This window comes from Reyranella sp., from assembly GCF_052439685.1.
Classification (GTDB): domain Bacteria; phylum Pseudomonadota; class Alphaproteobacteria; order Reyranellales; family Reyranellaceae; genus Reyranella.
In genome coordinates this window covers 60,844-76,374 of record NZ_JBQVQG010000002.1, presented here as the reverse complement: position 1 = coordinate 76,374, position 15,531 = coordinate 60,844, and the positions used below count along the sequence as shown (strand labels likewise).

Genomic DNA, 15,531 nt, shown 5'->3' with positions numbered 1-15,531 from the left:
ATGCGATCGTCAAAGCGTTCCAACCGCCAACCGGCGCCGCCCAGATTTGCGGAGGCGCTTCGTTGGTGATGCGCGCAAGCAATGGAGCCCCGGCGACAGGGCCTTGGATAATGATTCCTGTCGCCGAGGTGTCGAGCCCCCATCCGCTTCGGAGCTTTACGGATAGACTGAGGGCGAGGCTCTCTGCTCGTACGTCTCGACCGACGCCGACTCCGTCAGTAGGTACCAGGATACTGGCCGCCATCCATCAGGATGTTCTGGCCGGTCATGTAGCCCGCGTGGACGCTGCACAGGAACGCGCACATCATGCCGAACTCCTCGGCCGTGCCGAAGCGGCCGGCGGGATGCGCCTTGGCGCCGGCGGCGTACTCTTCCTCGAAGCTGCGCCCTGCCTTCGCCGCACGCGCTTTGGTCGTGCCGCGCAGCCGGTCGGTGTCGAAGGGTCCCGGCAGCAGGCCGTTGATCGTCACGCCATGACGGATCGTGGTGCGCGCGACGCCGGCCACGAAGCCGGTCAGACCCGAGCGCGCGCCATTGCTGAGGCCCAGGATGTCGATCGGCGCCTTCACCGAGCTCGACGTGATGTTCACGATGCGTCCGAAGCCGCGCTTCATCATGCCGTCGACGCTCGCCTTGATGAACTCGATCGGCGTCAGCATGTTGGCGTCGAGCGCCTTGATCCAGTCCTCGCGGTTCCAGTCCCGGAAGTTGCCCGGCGGCGGGCCGCCGGCGTTGTTCACGATGATGTCGGGCTCGGGACAAGCGGCCAGCACCTGCTTGCGTCCCTCGTCGGTCGTGACATCGACGGCGACCGCCGTGACGTTCACGCCGTACTTCTTGCGGATTTCCTCGGCCGTCGCCTCGAGTTCGGATTTCGTGCGCGCGTTGATCACGAGATCGACGCCCTCACCCGCCAGCGCCTCGGCGCAGCCGCGCCCCAATCCCTTGCTCGCCGCGCAGACGATGGCCTTGCGGCCCTTGATGCCCATGTCCATTTGCGTTTCCTCTCCTAATTCACGCGTGTCCAGATCTGTGTCTTGCCGAACATCGGCGTGCCGACGAAACCGCGCAGGCGCAGCTTGCCGTCCGGCTGGAGGCTGATGTTGGCGCTGTAGGTCTTACCGTCCTCGCCGTTGTAGATCTTGCCGTCCTCGTACGTATTGGGCTGGGCGGCCTGCTTGAAGCCCCAGATCAGCGGCATGCCGATCACCTTCCGCGTGCGCAGGGCGGGGTTCTCGTTGCGATAATCGGTGGCGGAAGCCGGTGCGACCGCCGCGCCGTCCGGCCCCTTGGGATCGATGAGATTGGCGACATAGCCGCAGATCGGGCCGCTGGCCGCATCCGGGCAAGGTCCGATCTTGATCTGGGCCACGCCCGACTCCGAGAGCCAGGTTCCCATGACCGTACCCTGCTGTGCCGAGGCCGCCGTCGCCACGAGGCTGAGCGCGCAAACGGCGAGGATCGTCTTCATCACTTCCTCCCTCTCACAAGGTACCGGCGAGGTCGGCCAGCACGTCCGTCGCCAAGCGGCGGTCGATCTCGCGCCGCTCGATCAGGGCGCGCCGGTCGAGGCCCGCCACGACGCGGCGGGCCGCATCGGCCGACCGCTCCATGTGCGAGACGAGATACTGCACGACGCCGGCGCCCGCGTGCAATTGCCGGTCCGCCAGCTGTTTCAGGATGATCGAGCCCAGAAGCTCGTCATCCGGCGGTGCCACGGCCACGGCGGGCGCGGCACGGAGGCGCGAGGCGAGGTCGGGCAAGTCGATCGACCAGCGGGCGGGTGGTTCGCCTGAGATCAACAGCATGTGGCCGCCGCGCTCGCGCACGAGATTGTAGAGATGGAAGAGCGCGCGCTCGGGGGCTCGATCCGCCTCCTCGATCACGATGGCAGGCGAGGCCGTCGCGAGGTCTGTGAGGTCGGCGACGTTCCTGCCCTCGAAGTCGCGACCCGCCATCAGGGTCGCGCCGCTGCGCGCGGCCCAGATGCGCCCGAGATGGGTCTTTCCACAACCGGTCGGGCCACTGAGCGACAGGGCGGGCGCCGGCCAGTCCGGCCAGCGGTCGATCCAGGCCAGGGCTTCGCGGTTTCCGTCCGCCACGACGAAATCTTCCCGGGCGTAGGTCGGCGGCGGCAGGGCGAGGTCCAGGGTGAGCTGGTTTGCCATGGGTCAGCTCAACTGGGAGCGCCGCCGCGATAGAGATCGCTGTCGCGATAGCGGGCGATGAAGTGGCGGGCGACCACGCCGAGGATCGCCGCCACGGGAACGGCGATGAGCACCCCGGTGAAGCCGAACAGCGAGCCGCCGGCCAGCAGCGCGAACATGATCCAGACCGGATGCAGGCCGACGCGGTCGCCGACCAGCTTGGGCGAGAGAAAATTCCCCTCGAGCATCTGCCCCACCACGAACACCGCCGCGACCTTCACGACGCCGATCCAGTCCGGCGGGAACTGCGCCAGCGCCATGCCCAGCGCCATGACCCCGCCCACGAAGGTGCCCACGAACGGGATGAAGGAGATGGCGCCCGCGATCAGTCCGATGACGAGGCCGAACTGCAATCCCACCAGCGTGAGGCCGATCCCGTAGAAAGTTCCGAGGGCGAGGCAGACCAGGGCCTGGCCACGCACGAAACCGGCGATGGCGGCATTCGATTCCGCCGTCAGCTTGCGAATCGTGTCGGCGTGTTCGAGGGGCAGCGAGTTGTCGATTGCCGCGACGAGCTTCTCCCAGTCCCGAAGCATGTAGAAGGTCACCACAGGCGTGATGAAGAGCAGGCCGAGGAGGTTGATGATCGCCACGCCGCGCTCGGCGAGCGCCCCGGCAATGCCACCCGCGACCGCAAGCCCCTTACCCGCCCACTGCGTTGCCTCCGACTGCAGATCGTGCATGCTCATCGGCTCCAGCCCGAGCCTGTCGCGCAGCGGTTCGAGCAGGGGCTGGATACGGCCGAGCGCCTTCACGATGTACTCGGGGGCGCTGGTGATCAGCGACTGGACCTGCCCGAACAGGGGCGGCAGGATCGCCATCACGACACCCACGCCCACCAGCACCGCCACGATCGTCACGAGGGCGGTCGCCATGGTGCGCGACAGGCGAGCCCGCTGCAGCCGCACGACGACCGGGTCGAGGAAGTAGGCGACCACCATGCCGACGACGAACGGTAGCAGAATGTCGTTCAACAGCCACATGAGCAGCAGGAAGCTTGCAGCGGCCGCGACCCAGAAGATCCAGCGTCCCGTGGCGGTCTGCCCCATTCGATCTGACTCCCGAGCGCGCACTAGCGCGGCTGCAATTGCCAGCGCCCCATGTCCTGGGACAGGTTCAGCCCCGCCTGGGCCAGCGTACGCTGCAGTTCCTCGGGCGAGCCGAAGAAGTCGAGCCGGAGTTCCGCACGGTCGGATTCCAGCGTCTTCACCGTGACCGATTTTACGGCGGGAATGGCGCCGAGCCGTTGCCGCACCTGGACCCAGTCGCTGAGCGCGCGGATGGGCACGACGACGTCCAGCGAATCCTGCGAATCGCGGCGGACGGTGCCGATGCTGCGCCAGTCCTGATCGGCCTTGGAATGGATCGCCTTCACAGCCCCCGGGAGATCCGCCGCGCTGGCGACCGGGATGGGCGGAATCTCGCTGCGGGCGCCCGTTTGCGTGTCGTAGCGCAGGCCGCCGACCGTGAGGCCGCCGCTCGCCTTGTCGCCCTCGACGGTGGCCACGATGATCGTCGGCGCCCGATAGCGCTGGTTGAGCCGCGCCAGCGCGGAGACGTCGCCGACATAGGCCTGTTCTGCCGAGAGAGCGCCCTGGTCGGTCGGATCGCCGCGAACCAGCGTGACCGGCACGGCGCTGCCGGCACTGTCGAGCTGCTGCCAGGCCTCGCGCCAGGCATTGCGGTCGTTGAGCGGCTCCACCCCGGCGGGCCCCTTCCACAAGGGGATCACCAGCGCCGGCCGCGGCACGGTCTCCACAACCCGGGCGCCCGCCCCGCTCAGGTACCCCTTCACGGCATCGGGCACGAAAACGACGTTCAGGGTGGCGCTGTAGCGGCCGGGCGCCGGGCGCTCGCGCACGAATTCGATGCCGCGAACCATGCTTTCGAGCTGCGCATCGTCGATCTGCGGTAGCCGTGCACGATCTTCAGCCGGCACCAGCCGGTCGACGAGAAGGCCCAAGGCCTTGCGCCGCGCCTCGCGGATTCCCTGTGCCCGGGCCTGCACCGGATCGGCCCCGCTCACGTCGACATCCACGCCGGTGACATCGTAGCCGGTCCCTCCCGGGGACTGCGCCAGGGTGACGTTCGCGGCGAGCACCGCCAGGAGCACGGCAGCTATCGTGGAAAAGACGCGGCCTATCGGCATTGCGGGGGTCCGGTTTTTGGCTATGTTCGCGCACCGTATTAGCATGAATGAGCCCGGCTTGAAGCCTGACGCCCCCGGCCACAATCGGCCCCCCCTCACCTACAAGGACGCCGGCGTCGACATCGATGCGGGCGACGACCTCGTCGAGCACATCAAGCCGTTGGCGAAGAGCACCAACCGGCCGGGTGTGATGGGCGGGCTCGGCGGCTTCGGCGGCCTGTTCGATCTCAAGGCCGCCGGGTTCAGCGACCCGATCCTGGTGTCCGGAACCGATGGCGTCGGCACCAAGCTGAAGGTCGCCATCGAAGCCGCGGTTCCCGACACGGTCGGCATCGACCTCGTGGCGATGTGCGTCAACGACATCGTGGTCCAGGGCGCCGAGCCGCTGTTCTTCCTCGATTACTATGCCAGCGGTCGTCTCGACGTCGATGTCGGGCGCCGCCTCGTGGCCGGCATCGCCGAAGGCTGCCGCCGTGCGGGATGCGCGCTGGTCGGTGGCGAGACCGCAGAGATGCCCGGCATGTATGCCGACGGCGACTACGATCTCGCGGGCTTCACCGTCGGCGCGGCGGAGCGCAACGCCCTGCTGCCGCGCACCGACATCGCGCCCGGCGACGTCGTCCTTGGCCTCGCGTCGAGCGGCCCGCACTCCAACGGCTATTCGCTGGTGCGCCGGATCGTCGAGCGCAGCGGCCTGAAATATGCCGACCGCGCGCCGTTCGCCGACGCGACGCTGGGCGAGGCCCTGCTCGAACCGACCCGCATCTATGTGAAGCAGCTCCTGCAGGTGATCCGGGCGACCGGCGCGATCAAGGGTATTGCGCACATCACCGGCGGTGGCCTGCCCGGCAACGTGCCGCGCTGCCTGCCCGACGGGACGCGTGCCCGCCTCGACGCCCGCCAGTGGACGCCGCCGCGCGTCTTCCAGTGGCTGCGCGAGGTTGGCCAGGTCCCGACCGACGACATGCTGCGGACCTTCAACTGCGGTCTCGGCATGATCGTGGTCGTCGCCAGCGACGACGCCGCTCGCGTCGTCCACGCGCTGACGGAGACCGGCGAGACGGTAAGCGAGATCGGCGTGATCGAGAAGGCGCAGACCGACGAGGCCGACTGCGTCGTCGACCATGCCGAAAGCCTATGGCGAAGCTGAAGGTCGGGGTTCTGATCTCCGGCCGCGGCAGCAACCTCGCCGCGCTGATCGAGGCCGCGAAGGCCGAAGACTACCCGGCCGAGATCGGCTGCGTCGTGAGCAACAGGCAGGAGGCGCCAGGCATCGCCATAGCCGCAGCGGCCGGTATCCCGACAGCCACCGTCTCCCACCGCGACCATCCCGATCGCGAGACCTTCGACCGGGCCGTCTCGGCCGAACTCGAGCGCCATCGGGTCGAACTGGTCGTGCTGGCAGGGTTCATGCGCATATTCAGCCCGTGGTTTCCCGCGCGCTGGGCGGACCGGCTGATCAACATCCACCCGTCCCTTCTGCCGGCCTTCAAGGGCCTGCATGTGCAGCGCCAGGCGCTGGAAGCCGGCGTCCGCGTGAGCGGCTGCACCGCCCATCTGGTGACGCCGGATCTCGATTCGGGGCCGATCATTGCGCAGGCTGCGGTGCCGGTTCTGGCTGGCGACACGGAAGAGACGCTTGCGGCGCGCATCCTGCGCCAGGAACATCGTCTGTATCCGCTTGTGGTGCGCTGGTTCGGCGAAGGCCGGATCGCGATCAATGGCGAAAAGATCGAGGTCAAAGGTGTCACCTGCGACGCCACGCTCCTCTTTTCCCGAGAAACCTAGTCCGATATAAGATCGCCAACGATTTCAAGCGGGGATGAGATATGGCTGAAGCAAAGGATGACTATCCGGCTCACGCGGCGACCTACTCGGCGTTCAGCAAGCTGGTGACGTTCACGCTCCTCTGGATCATCGTTCTCCTGGTCTCGATGGCCATCGGCTTGATCGCGCACCTGCCGCTGCTGGGCGTGGTGCTCGGCGTCGGCGGCTCGATCGCGCTCCTCATCGGCTTTGCCGTCCTGGACTGACATCGGGGGCACGGCTCCAAAAGAAAAGCGGCCCGGTTGGGCCGCTTTTTGTTTGGCTGGGCGTCCCCGCGTCAGCCGACGATCTCGGAGCCCGCGAAGAAATAGGCGATCTCGATGGCCGCGTTCTCGGGCGAGTCCGAGCCGTGCACCGAGTTGGCTTCGATCGACTCGGCGAAGTCCTTACGGATCGTGCCGGCATCGGCGTTGGCCGGGTTGGTCGCGCCCATGATCTCGCGGTTCTTCGCGACGGCGTTCTCGCCTTCGAGGACCTGCACCACGACCGGGCCGGAGGTCATGAACGCGCAGAGTTCACCGAAGAACGGACGCTCCTTGTGGACGCCGTAGAACTGCTCGGCCTGCTGGCGGCTCATCTGGATGCGCTTCTGGGCGACGATGCGCAGGCCCTTCTCTTCGAAGCGGGCGTTGATCTTGCCGGTCAGGTTCCGGCGAGTCGCGTCCGGCTTGAGAATCGAGAAAGTACGTTCGACGGCCATGAATTCCCTCTTGGAGGCAGTGATTTTCAATACTTGGGCGCGCCTTATAGACGCGGGGTTTGGACCCGGCAAGCGGGCCCAACACGCTTGGTTTGCGGCCAAATCGCATGGTAAATGCCCGCGCCCATGCTCCACATCAGTGATATCTCCTTCCGCCACGGCGAGCGGGTGCTCTTCGACCGCGCCTCCGCGGCCTTCTCCGACGGCTGGAAGGTCGGCCTCGTCGGCCGCAACGGCGCCGGCAAGTCGACCCTGTTGCGCCTGATCCAGCGCCAGATCGAAGCCGACAGCGGCGAGATCAACCTGATGGGCCGCACCCGCGTCGGCTCGGTCCCACAGGACCCGCCCGGAGGCGACATCAGGGTGATCGATGCGGTGCTCGCGGCCGACGTCGAGCGCAGCGCGTTGCTGGCCGAGGATGCGACCTGCCAGGACGGCGTTCGCCTCGCCGAGATTCATGCCCGTCTCGAGGAAATCGGCGCGGCGACTGCGCCTTCCCGGGCGGCGTCGATCCTGAACGGCCTGGGCTTCGACAACGAGAAGCAATCCCGCCCCTGCGGCGAATTCTCGGGTGGCTGGCGCATGCGCGTGGCCTTGGCCGGAACGCTGTTCAGCAGCCCGGACCTCCTCATCCTCGACGAGCCGTCGAACCACCTCGACGTCGAGGCGATGATCTGGCTCACCGAGTATCTGAAGCGCTTCCGCAACACCGTCCTGATGGTGAGCCACGACCGCGACCTGCTGAACGACGTGTGCGACCACATCGTCCACATCGACCAGCAGAAGCTCGTCGCCTACACCGGCAACTACGACTTCTTCGAGCGCACGCGCGCCGAGCGCCTCGCCAATGACGCCGCGCAACAAGCCAAGGTCGCCGCGCAGCGCAAGCACATGCAGGCCTTCGTCGACCGCTTCAAGGCCAAGGCCAGCAAGGCGCGCCAGGCCCAGTCGCGCATGAAGATGATCGAGAAGCTCGGGCCCGTCGCCTCGGTGCCGATCGACGAGCGCATCTCGTTCAACTTCCCCTCACCCGAGATTCTTGCCTCGCCGATCGAAACGCTCGACCAGGTCTCCGTGGGCTATCCCGACGGGCCGCTGGTGCTGCGCAACCTAGACCTGCGCATCGACATGGAAGACCGCATCGCCCTGCTCGGCCAGAACGGCAACGGCAAGTCGACCTTCATCCGCCTGCTCTCGCAGCGGCTCGAGGCGCGCGAAGGCCAGCTGAAGAAGACGCCGAAGCTGCGGGTCGGTTACTTCTCGCAGGATCAGGAGGAAGGCCTCGACTTCGAGGCGACCCCGTTCGACCACATGGCTCGTGCGCTCGGACCCGGCGCCGGCGAGGCCAAGGTGCGTGCCCAGCTCGGCCGCTTCGGCTTCTCGCGCGACCGCGCCAACCTCAAGGTCGGCGTCATGTCGGGTGGCGAGAAGACCCGCCTGCTACTGGCGCTCGCCACGCGCACCGCGCCGCACATGCTGCTGCTCGACGAGCCGACCAACCATCTCGACATGGACGCGCGCGCCTCGCTGGTCGACGCCATCAACGACTTCGAGGGCGCGGTCGTGCTCGTGAGCCATGACACGCATCTGGTGAAGATGGTTGCGGACGCCCTGTGGGTGGTCCAGGGCGGGACGGTGAAGGCCTTCGATGGCGACATCGACGAGTACCAGGCCAAGCTTCTGAAGGAGCGCGGCGCGCGTCCGCCGAAGGCCGAGAAGCCGGCCGACGCCGGCAGCAAGAAGGACCAGCGCAAGGCCGCCGCCGACAACCGGAGCAACAAGGCGCCGCTCAAGAAGGCGGTCGACAGCGCCGAGAAGATGCTGGCGCGTCTCACGGAACAGCTGGACGGTGTCCTGGCCAAGCTCGCCGATCCGGCGATCTATGCGGGGCCCGGCAGCGTCGTGACCGATCTGCAGAAGGAAAAGGCGCGTCTCGAGCGTGAGGTCGCAAACGCCGAAAAGCGCTGGCTGTCCGCCCAGGAAGCCCTGGAAGCCGCTGCCTGAGTCCTACTCGGCGGCCGCGGGATAGGCAGGCCTGCGGGTGGTGCTGTTGCGGATCAGCATCACCATCCCGGCGTTGAAGGTGTAGAGCCCGACGGCGATCCAGAAGATCACGGCCGGCAGGCCGCTGGTCATCAGCACGCCGTACAGCGGCGGCGCCACGAACGAGCCGATGTCGAGCCCCGAATAGACGAAGCCGAAGACCTTGCCCGACGCGCCGGGAGGCGTCGCACCGCGTACGATCATGTCGCGCGACGGATTGGTGATGCCGCCGGCGGCGCCCGCCAACGCCAGCAGGAGCGGCAGCACCGCGGACGACACGGTCTGGGTCGCGATCGGCACGGTGAGCGCGGCCGCCGCCAGGAGGCCGAACGCCGCCACCAGATCGTGCCGGCGGACGCGGTCGGCGAAATAGCCGCCGACCAGAATGCCCGCGGCCGAACCGGCGATGAACACGATCAGGCAGAAGGCGGCATAGTTCTCGGTGACGCCGAACATGCCGCTCCAGGCGGGCACGGCGAACTGCTGGATGCCGACGGTGTTGGCGGCGATCAGCGCGAAGTACGCGAGGCAGAGCAGCAGCGTGGGCTGCAGGAACAGCGCCAGCCCCGGCCGGCCGCCGGCCTGCGCCGCGGCCGCACGCACCTTGACCCTGTGATCGACCAGCTGCTCGCGATGGGCGAGCACCAGTCCCGACAGCACGATGCCGGGCAACGCGCCGATCAGGGCCGCCCCGACCCAGCCGAACATGCTGTCGAGGAAGTACATCACGGGCGCTGCGGCCCAGCCCAGCGATCCGCCCAGCCCATGAATGCTGAAGGCGCGGCCGAGGCGGTGCGTGTTCACCGACGAATTCAGCAGGGCGAAGTCGGCGGGATGGAAGACCGAGTTGCCCAGCCCGGCAATGACCGCGATGCAGGCGAACCCCAGGAAGGAATGCGCGACCGAGATGCACGCAAGACCGAGGCCGACGACGAAAAGGCCGCCGGCGAGGATCGGACGGGCGCCGAACCGGTCCACGGCAAAGCCCGCTGCGGTCTGGGCCACCCCGGAAACGCCGTAGAACATTCCCGCCAGCAGGCCGACATCGGCGTAGCTCAATCCCGCTTCCTGGCGGACGATCAGGAGCATGGTCGCGAAGGCGAGCTGATAGTAGTGGCTCACCCCGTGGGCGACGCCGATCAGGCTGATCACCCGGAAATCATGCTGAAGCGGCGTGGCGGTGGCTGCGGACATGGGCACCTCGTGATGCCCATCATAGGGGATCCGCAGCGCGAACGGCGGCGGAATTGCGTGGACGAGCTATGCGGCGAAGCGCAGGGACGCCGACCGTATGCGCATCTGGCTTGCCACACCATGAATTGTGTTGCGGACCAGCAGCTGTACCGGCTTCGTCGCGTCGTAGGTCAAGACGGTGACACGATGCGTCGAAGGCCTCGCATCCAGGATGCGTTCGCGTCCCACGAAGCTGTCCGGATTCTCATCGGCAAGGACGACGCCCACACTCCCGCTCTGGACATCGATCTCCAGGTCGACGGCATAGCCGAGGCCGGGGAACGGCAGCGAGCCAAGCTTCTGCGTCGCCTGCTCGAGGCCGATCGACATCGCATACCACCAGATGTTGGGAGAGCAGACCAGTCGCCATTCGCCCGGCAGCGCCTTGAGCGACGCCTGGTTCAGCGCCGTCGCAGGATATCCCATGAGCGATACCTCGGGCGATTGCCCCGACTCCGGATTGAGTTCGTCGACCCGCAGATCGACCCACCCGAAATTGCCGCCGCCCGTCGTGAAGTCCAGGATCGTGGTCGTGCGGGACGGAAACAGCCGGCGCTTCACCTTCTCGAGGTCGTACCATTCGGCCCACGGCGTGCGTTCACCGTCGGTGCGCTTGCCAAACTCGGAAAAGGGCAGCGAGCCCTCTCGGAGCCACCGCTCGTATGGATAGGTGAGCTCGATCCAGCGCCCTCCGGCTTTCAGGTGCCGCAGCAGGTCGAGCGTCTCGGTTCGCGCGATGTCGAACGGCGCATGATGCAGTGAACCGATCGCCCACACCGCATCGTAGGGTCCGCCCTTCAGTCCGGCGAACGACCGCTCGTTCTCGACGTGAAGATAGCTGGCGCGTTCGCCCAGACCCAGACTTTCCACAACACGGCGAACCACGTTCAAGTTGTCGAGGACGAGGTCCGAAAACGTCCAGTGCGCCCCGCGCGCCAGAAAGCTGATGCCGTCGAAGCCGAAGCCCGAGCCCACTTCGACCACACGCCGCCCGGCGAATACATCGCCGTAGAGACAGTGAAACCAGCCGCGGACATCGGGGACCACCGCCGCCTCGTTCATCCGGCGCCAATGCGCCATCAGCGAGGCCCCGTCGAGCGACAGGAGATCGCCCGAATAGGTGCGGCCGAGAGTTTCACCCCCCGCTGGCAACTCGCGCCACTTGTCGCGCGACAGACTGAGGAATTCGTCGGACATTTCTCGACACTAGGCGCGTCGGGCACGCGTGCGCTAGTGTCGCCGCCGCAAAAGGGAGTACCAAATGAAGCGCTGGAAGCATCGCCCCGAAGGTTCGACCTGGGGAGACTGGGGCGACGAGGACCAACTCGGCCGCCTCAACCTGATCACGCCGAAAAAGGTGCTTGAGGGCATTGCCGAGGTGAAGGAAGGCCTGTCCTTCTGCCTTAGTCTCCCGCTCGATTTTCCGGGCGGCAACGTCTTGAACGCGCGCCGCCTGCCGCCCGTCCTGTCGCCCACCGGCGACGAGAACGGCTGGCGCTTCAACTTCCTGACCAACAGTCTGAACCCGCAGTTCGTCGATGTGGCGAGCGACGACCGGGTGATCCTGACGCTGCAGTATTCGACCCAGTGGGACACGCTGGCCCATGTCGGCGGCTTGTTCGATGCCGATGGCGACGGCGTGCCCGAGCCGCTCTACTACAATGGCTTCAAGGCCGGCTCCGACGTGGTCGGTCCGCTGCCCGACGCCGGCCGCGATGGCTGCGGCCATCTCAGCTATGCCCACAAGCTCGGCGTCGAGAACATGGCCGCCAAGGCGATCCAGGGCCGTGCCGTCCTGGTCGATCTGGAGAAGCACTATGGGCGCGACCACAAGTATGTGAGCTACGACGATTTCAAGCGCGTACTCGACGCCGACAAGGTCGTGGTCGAGCCCGGCGACATGATGCTGCTGTACACGGGCTTCACCGACGAGATCATGAAGATGAACAAGAACGTCGACCCGGCCCGCGCACATGCGATGTGCTGCGTGCTCGACGGCCGCGACAAGCGCCTGCTGCAGTGGATCACCGACAGCCAGATCTCGGCGCTGATCGCCGACAATTACGGCGTCGAGGCCGTGCCGGCGAAGCCCGGTCCCGACGATGCCGACCATCCGTCGCTGCCGCTCCACAATCACTGCCTGTTCAAGCTGGGGCTCAATCTCGGCGAGATCTGGTGGCTGAAGGACCTGGCACTCTGGCTGCGCGAGAGGCAGCGCTCGCGCTTCCTGCTGACGGCGCCACCGCTCCGCCTGCCCGGCGCCGTCGGTTCGCCCGCGACTCCCGTCGCCACGGTCTGAGGTCGGCCGTCGCGATGTCGTTCACGGCGTTCGTCGCCCAAGGGCTGAAGGCGGAGCGATTCGCGTTGCTGGACATCGGCTGTTCCGGGGGCCTCGATCCGAAATGGCGTGCCTTCGGCAACAGGCTCAAGGCGCTGGGAATCGACGCCAGCGCCAGCGAATGCCAACGCCTCACCTCGGAGGAGAAAAACCCGGACGTCTCCTACGTGGCCGCGTTCGTGAGCCCTCGCGCCGATGCACCGATCGACCTGTCGGCCGGCCCCGCGGCACCGCTGATCATGAAGATGCGCGATCGCATGAGTTTCATGCGCACACGCGAGATTCGCGACGCCAAACTCAGGATGGCCTCCACCGAGGAGCAGCTCCGGCACAATGCCTGGGAGCTGACCGGTCTCGCCGATCCCTCGAAGCCCGTGGTCGTGCCAGAGTTGCTCGCGGCGCGCGGCTGGACGGATCTCGACTACATGAAGATCGATACCGACGGCATCGACTGGCAGATCCTGCAGAGCTTCGAGGGACGGCTGCCGGCGAACCTGCTGGCCGTGCAGATGGAAGTGAACTTCGTGGGCGACGGCACCCCCGACGAGCATTCCTTCCACAACACCGACCGCTTCATGCGCCGTCACGGCTTCGATCTGTTCCGACTGGACGTGCGCAACTATTCCTCGCGGGCGCTACCCGCCCGCTACATCTGGCCGACGCCTGCCGAGACCCATTCCGGTCGCCCCTTCCAGGGCGAGGCCTACTACGCCCTCGATCTGCTTGGCCCGAACGGTCCGGCCCTCCTCTCACCGCTGAGCGCCGAGAAGGTCGCAAAGCTTGCCGCGATCCTCTCGGGCTGGGACGTGCCCGATGCCGCGGCCGAACTGTTGCTCGGCTGTCGAGACAGGCTGACCGCAGTGATCGATGTCGATCGCGGCCTCGATCTGCTCGCGGCCCAGGCGCAGGGCGATCGCGCCCGGCCGCTCGACTATCGCCGCTACATGGCCCGCTTCGAATCCGATCCGCCGGACTTCTACCGGCCGGAAGGGCCGATCCCGTTGCGCGAGCGGCTGGCCGCCGCCTGGCGTGCCTATCTGCGCCCCCGCGACAGGCGTTAGCTCAAGCCTTCTTCTCCCAGCCGCCGGTCTCGGTCTGCTGCCAATAGGCGACGGCGTGGCCTGCGGTCTTGTAGGCCTTCCAGCGCTCGCGCGCGTCGTCCACCGCTGTCTCATCGCGGCCGTCGAACAGTTCGAAGCAGCGCTTGTAGTCCCCGACTCTCCCCGATCTCGCCCGATCGGCGACGAAGAGAAAGCCGGCGCCGTTGGGATTCTCATCGAGATGCGTCAGCCAGATGGGCTGGCGGTCGGCCTCACCGTCCCGGGCGGCTCCATGCGGCAGGAAGCCGTCGGGATCGTAAACCCAGAGATGGGTGTTCAACGCATCCACCCGCTCCGGCGACCCGAGCAGCACCACCGCCCGCTCCCCCGCCTGCAACGTCTTGGTCAGCAGGCGCGGCAGCGTGTCTTCCAGCGACGATCGGGTCAGATGATAGAAGTTGACCTCGGTCGCCATCGGCTCGGTCAGCCTTCGTAATTCTCGGCGATCAGCCGGTCGAGCAGGCGCACGCCGAAAGCCGTGGCACCCTTGGGCGTGATGGTGTCGCCCTTGCCCGACCAGGCGACGCCAGCGATGTCGATATGCGCCCAGGCGACGCCGTCCTGCACGAACCGCTGCAGGAACTGCGCGGCCGTGATCGAGCCGCCATCGCGACCGCCGCCCACGTTCTTCATGTCCGCGATCTCGGAATCGATGAGCTTGTCGTACTTCGGGCCGAGCGGCATGCGCCACAGCTTCTCGCCGATTCCCGCACCTGCCGCACGGAGCCGGTTGGACAGCTCGGTGTCGTTGCAGAACAGTCCCGCCCGCTCGTGGCCGAGTGCGACGATGATTGCACCCGTGAGGGTCGAAAGCTCGACCATCGCCTGCGGCTTGAACTTCTCCTGCGCGTACCACATGGCGTCGCACAGGATCAGCCGGCCTTCGGCGTCGGTGTTGATGACCTCGACCGTCTGTCCCGACATCGACTTCACGACGTCGCCCGGACGCTGGGCATTGCCGTCGGGCATGTTCTCGACGAGCGCGCACACCGCCACCACGTTCGCCTTGGCCTTGCGGCCGGCGATCAGCCTCATGGCCCCGGTGACGGCACCGGCGCCGCCCATGTCCCATTTCATGTCTTCCATGCCGGCGGCCGGCTTCAGCGAGATTCCGCCGGTATCGAAGCACACGCCCTTGCCGATCAGGGCGACCGGCGCCTGCCCCTTCGGGCCGTTCATCCACTTCATGACGAGGAGCTGCGAATCGCGCCCACTGCCGTGCCCGACGGCCAGCAGCGTCTCCATGCCGAGCTTCTTCATCTCGGCTTCGCCCAGGATCTCCACCTTCACGCCGAGCTTTGTGAGCTCCTTGGCGCGGCGGGCGAATTCCACCGGAAAGAGAACGTTCGGCGGCTCGCTCACCAGATCGCGCGTCAGGAACACAGCGTCCACCACCGGCTCGAGCTGGCCATAGGCCTTGCGGGCGTCGGCGGGCGCGGCCAGCACGACGGTAAGCCGCTGCAGCGACAGTTTCTGCTCCGGCTTGTCCTTGGTCTTGTACTTGTCGAAGCGGTAGCTGCGCAGGCGAACGCCCAGGGCCAGATGCGCAGCCATCTCCGCCGGCGACAGGCGGCTTCCCTTGACCGGATCGACGACCACCGTCACCGCGGTGTGGCCGGCGGCATTGGCCTCGGCGGCGACGACACCGCCCAACTCCTCGGCTGCCCGCGCATCAAGGTCCTGTCCCTTGCCCACACCAATCAGCAGAAGACGTGCAACATCACCGGAGTGGCCGAGTACGGTCTGGGTCTGGCCCTTGGCGCCGGTGAAGCGCCCTGCCTCCAGGGCGCGGGTCACGGCCCCGTCGGCCGCCGCGTCGACGGCCTCGGCCGTCGCCAGGAGCTGCTTTTCGGCCCCGACGAACACTGCGACATTGCCGGCAAAGGCCTTCGGAAAGGCCAAAAACTCCACTTTCATCTACATCCCCTGCGCCT

Annotated in this window: 16 protein-coding genes; 6 read left to right on the top strand and 10 right to left on the bottom strand. The window is 67.0% G+C overall.

From position 1 onward, the window contains the following. Positions 1-215: 215 nt before the first annotated feature. Genes ACT6UX_RS03485 through ACT6UX_RS03465 form a run of 5 tightly spaced genes read right to left on the bottom strand, consistent with a single transcriptional unit; the run spans position 216 to position 4,320 of the window. Positions 216-995 (bottom strand): SDR family oxidoreductase, encoded by a 780-nt coding sequence (locus ACT6UX_RS03485; RefSeq protein ID WP_444773752.1) that lies wholly within the window; start codon positions 993-995, stop codon positions 216-218. Positions 996-1,009: 14 nt separating this feature from the next. After that, positions 1,010-1,471 (bottom strand): DUF2147 domain-containing protein, encoded by a 462-nt coding sequence (locus ACT6UX_RS03480; protein WP_444773751.1) that lies wholly within the window; start codon positions 1,469-1,471, stop codon positions 1,010-1,012. 13 nt (positions 1,472-1,484) lie between these two features. Next, positions 1,485-2,168, bottom strand: coding sequence for a hypothetical protein (locus ACT6UX_RS03475; RefSeq protein ID WP_444773750.1), 684 nt, complete (start codon positions 2,166-2,168; stop codon positions 1,485-1,487). Positions 2,169-2,176: 8 nt separating this feature from the next. Then, positions 2,177-3,256: an AI-2E family transporter gene (locus ACT6UX_RS03470; RefSeq protein ID WP_444773749.1), complete on the bottom strand. Its 1,080-nt coding sequence runs from the start codon at positions 3,254-3,256 to the stop codon at positions 2,177-2,179. A gap of 23 nt (positions 3,257-3,279) precedes the next feature. Beyond that, entirely contained in the window at positions 3,280-4,320 is a 1,041-nt protein-coding gene (locus ACT6UX_RS03465; RefSeq protein ID WP_444773748.1) for a DUF2066 domain-containing protein, read from the bottom strand. A gap of 79 nt (positions 4,321-4,399) precedes the next feature. Between ACT6UX_RS03465 and purM the strand changes: the two genes are divergently transcribed. From purM to ACT6UX_RS03450, 3 genes are read left to right on the top strand one after another with little or no spacing between them, the layout of a single operon-like run. Further along, on the top strand, positions 4,400-5,506 hold the full coding sequence (gene purM, locus ACT6UX_RS03460; protein ID WP_444773747.1) for a phosphoribosylformylglycinamidine cyclo-ligase: 1,107 nt from the start codon (positions 4,400-4,402) through the stop codon (positions 5,504-5,506). Further along, positions 5,494-6,144 (top strand): phosphoribosylglycinamide formyltransferase, encoded by a 651-nt coding sequence (purN, locus tag ACT6UX_RS03455; protein WP_444773746.1) that lies wholly within the window; start codon positions 5,494-5,496, stop codon positions 6,142-6,144. The genes purM and purN overlap by 13 nt, the downstream gene beginning before the upstream one ends. Before the next feature lie 41 nt (positions 6,145-6,185). Then, entirely contained in the window at positions 6,186-6,389 is a 204-nt protein-coding gene (locus tag ACT6UX_RS03450) for an aa3-type cytochrome c oxidase subunit IV (protein ID WP_444773745.1), read from the top strand. Positions 6,390-6,460: 71 nt separating this feature from the next. On the opposite strand, the gene ndk is transcribed toward ACT6UX_RS03450, so the two are convergent. Next, on the bottom strand, positions 6,461-6,883 hold the full coding sequence (ndk, locus tag ACT6UX_RS03445; RefSeq protein ID WP_444773744.1) for a nucleoside-diphosphate kinase: 423 nt from the start codon (positions 6,881-6,883) through the stop codon (positions 6,461-6,463). A 126-nt stretch (positions 6,884-7,009) separates the two neighbouring features. Here ndk and ACT6UX_RS03440 point away from each other — a divergent pair, with 126 nt between their 5' ends. Further along, a complete protein-coding gene (locus tag ACT6UX_RS03440; protein ID WP_444773743.1) occupies positions 7,010-8,887 on the top strand; it encodes an ABC-F family ATP-binding cassette domain-containing protein in 1,878 nt (625 codons plus the stop codon). 3 nt (positions 8,888-8,890) lie between these two features. Here the strand turns inward: ACT6UX_RS03440 and ACT6UX_RS03435 are convergent, their stop codons facing one another. Continuing rightward, complete coding sequence (locus ACT6UX_RS03435) at positions 8,891-10,120, bottom strand: MFS transporter (RefSeq protein ID WP_444773742.1); 1,230 nt, start codon at positions 10,118-10,120, stop codon at positions 8,891-8,893. A gap of 66 nt (positions 10,121-10,186) precedes the next feature. Then, a complete protein-coding gene (locus ACT6UX_RS03430; RefSeq protein ID WP_444773741.1) occupies positions 10,187-11,356 on the bottom strand; it encodes a class I SAM-dependent methyltransferase in 1,170 nt (389 codons plus the stop codon). A gap of 64 nt (positions 11,357-11,420) precedes the next feature. Here ACT6UX_RS03430 and ACT6UX_RS03425 point away from each other — a divergent pair, with 64 nt between their 5' ends. After that, positions 11,421-12,458: a cyclase family protein gene (locus tag ACT6UX_RS03425; protein WP_444773740.1), complete on the top strand. Its 1,038-nt coding sequence runs from the start codon at positions 11,421-11,423 to the stop codon at positions 12,456-12,458. Positions 12,459-12,472: 14 nt separating this feature from the next. Further along, positions 12,473-13,558 (top strand): hypothetical protein, encoded by a 1,086-nt coding sequence (locus tag ACT6UX_RS03420; protein WP_444773739.1) that lies wholly within the window; start codon positions 12,473-12,475, stop codon positions 13,556-13,558. Between the two features lies 1 nt (position 13,559). Here the strand turns inward: ACT6UX_RS03420 and ACT6UX_RS03415 are convergent, their stop codons facing one another. Both ACT6UX_RS03415 and ACT6UX_RS03410 read right to left on the bottom strand, forming a co-directional pair. Beyond that, the gene (locus tag ACT6UX_RS03415; protein ID WP_444773738.1) at positions 13,560-14,012 is read right to left on the bottom strand and encodes a DNA polymerase III subunit chi; all 453 of its coding nucleotides are present in this window, start codon (positions 14,010-14,012) and stop codon (positions 13,560-13,562) included. A gap of 8 nt (positions 14,013-14,020) precedes the next feature. Further along, on the bottom strand, positions 14,021-15,514 hold the full coding sequence (locus tag ACT6UX_RS03410) for a leucyl aminopeptidase (RefSeq protein ID WP_444773737.1): 1,494 nt from the start codon (positions 15,512-15,514) through the stop codon (positions 14,021-14,023). Positions 15,515-15,531: the final 17 nt, after the last annotated feature.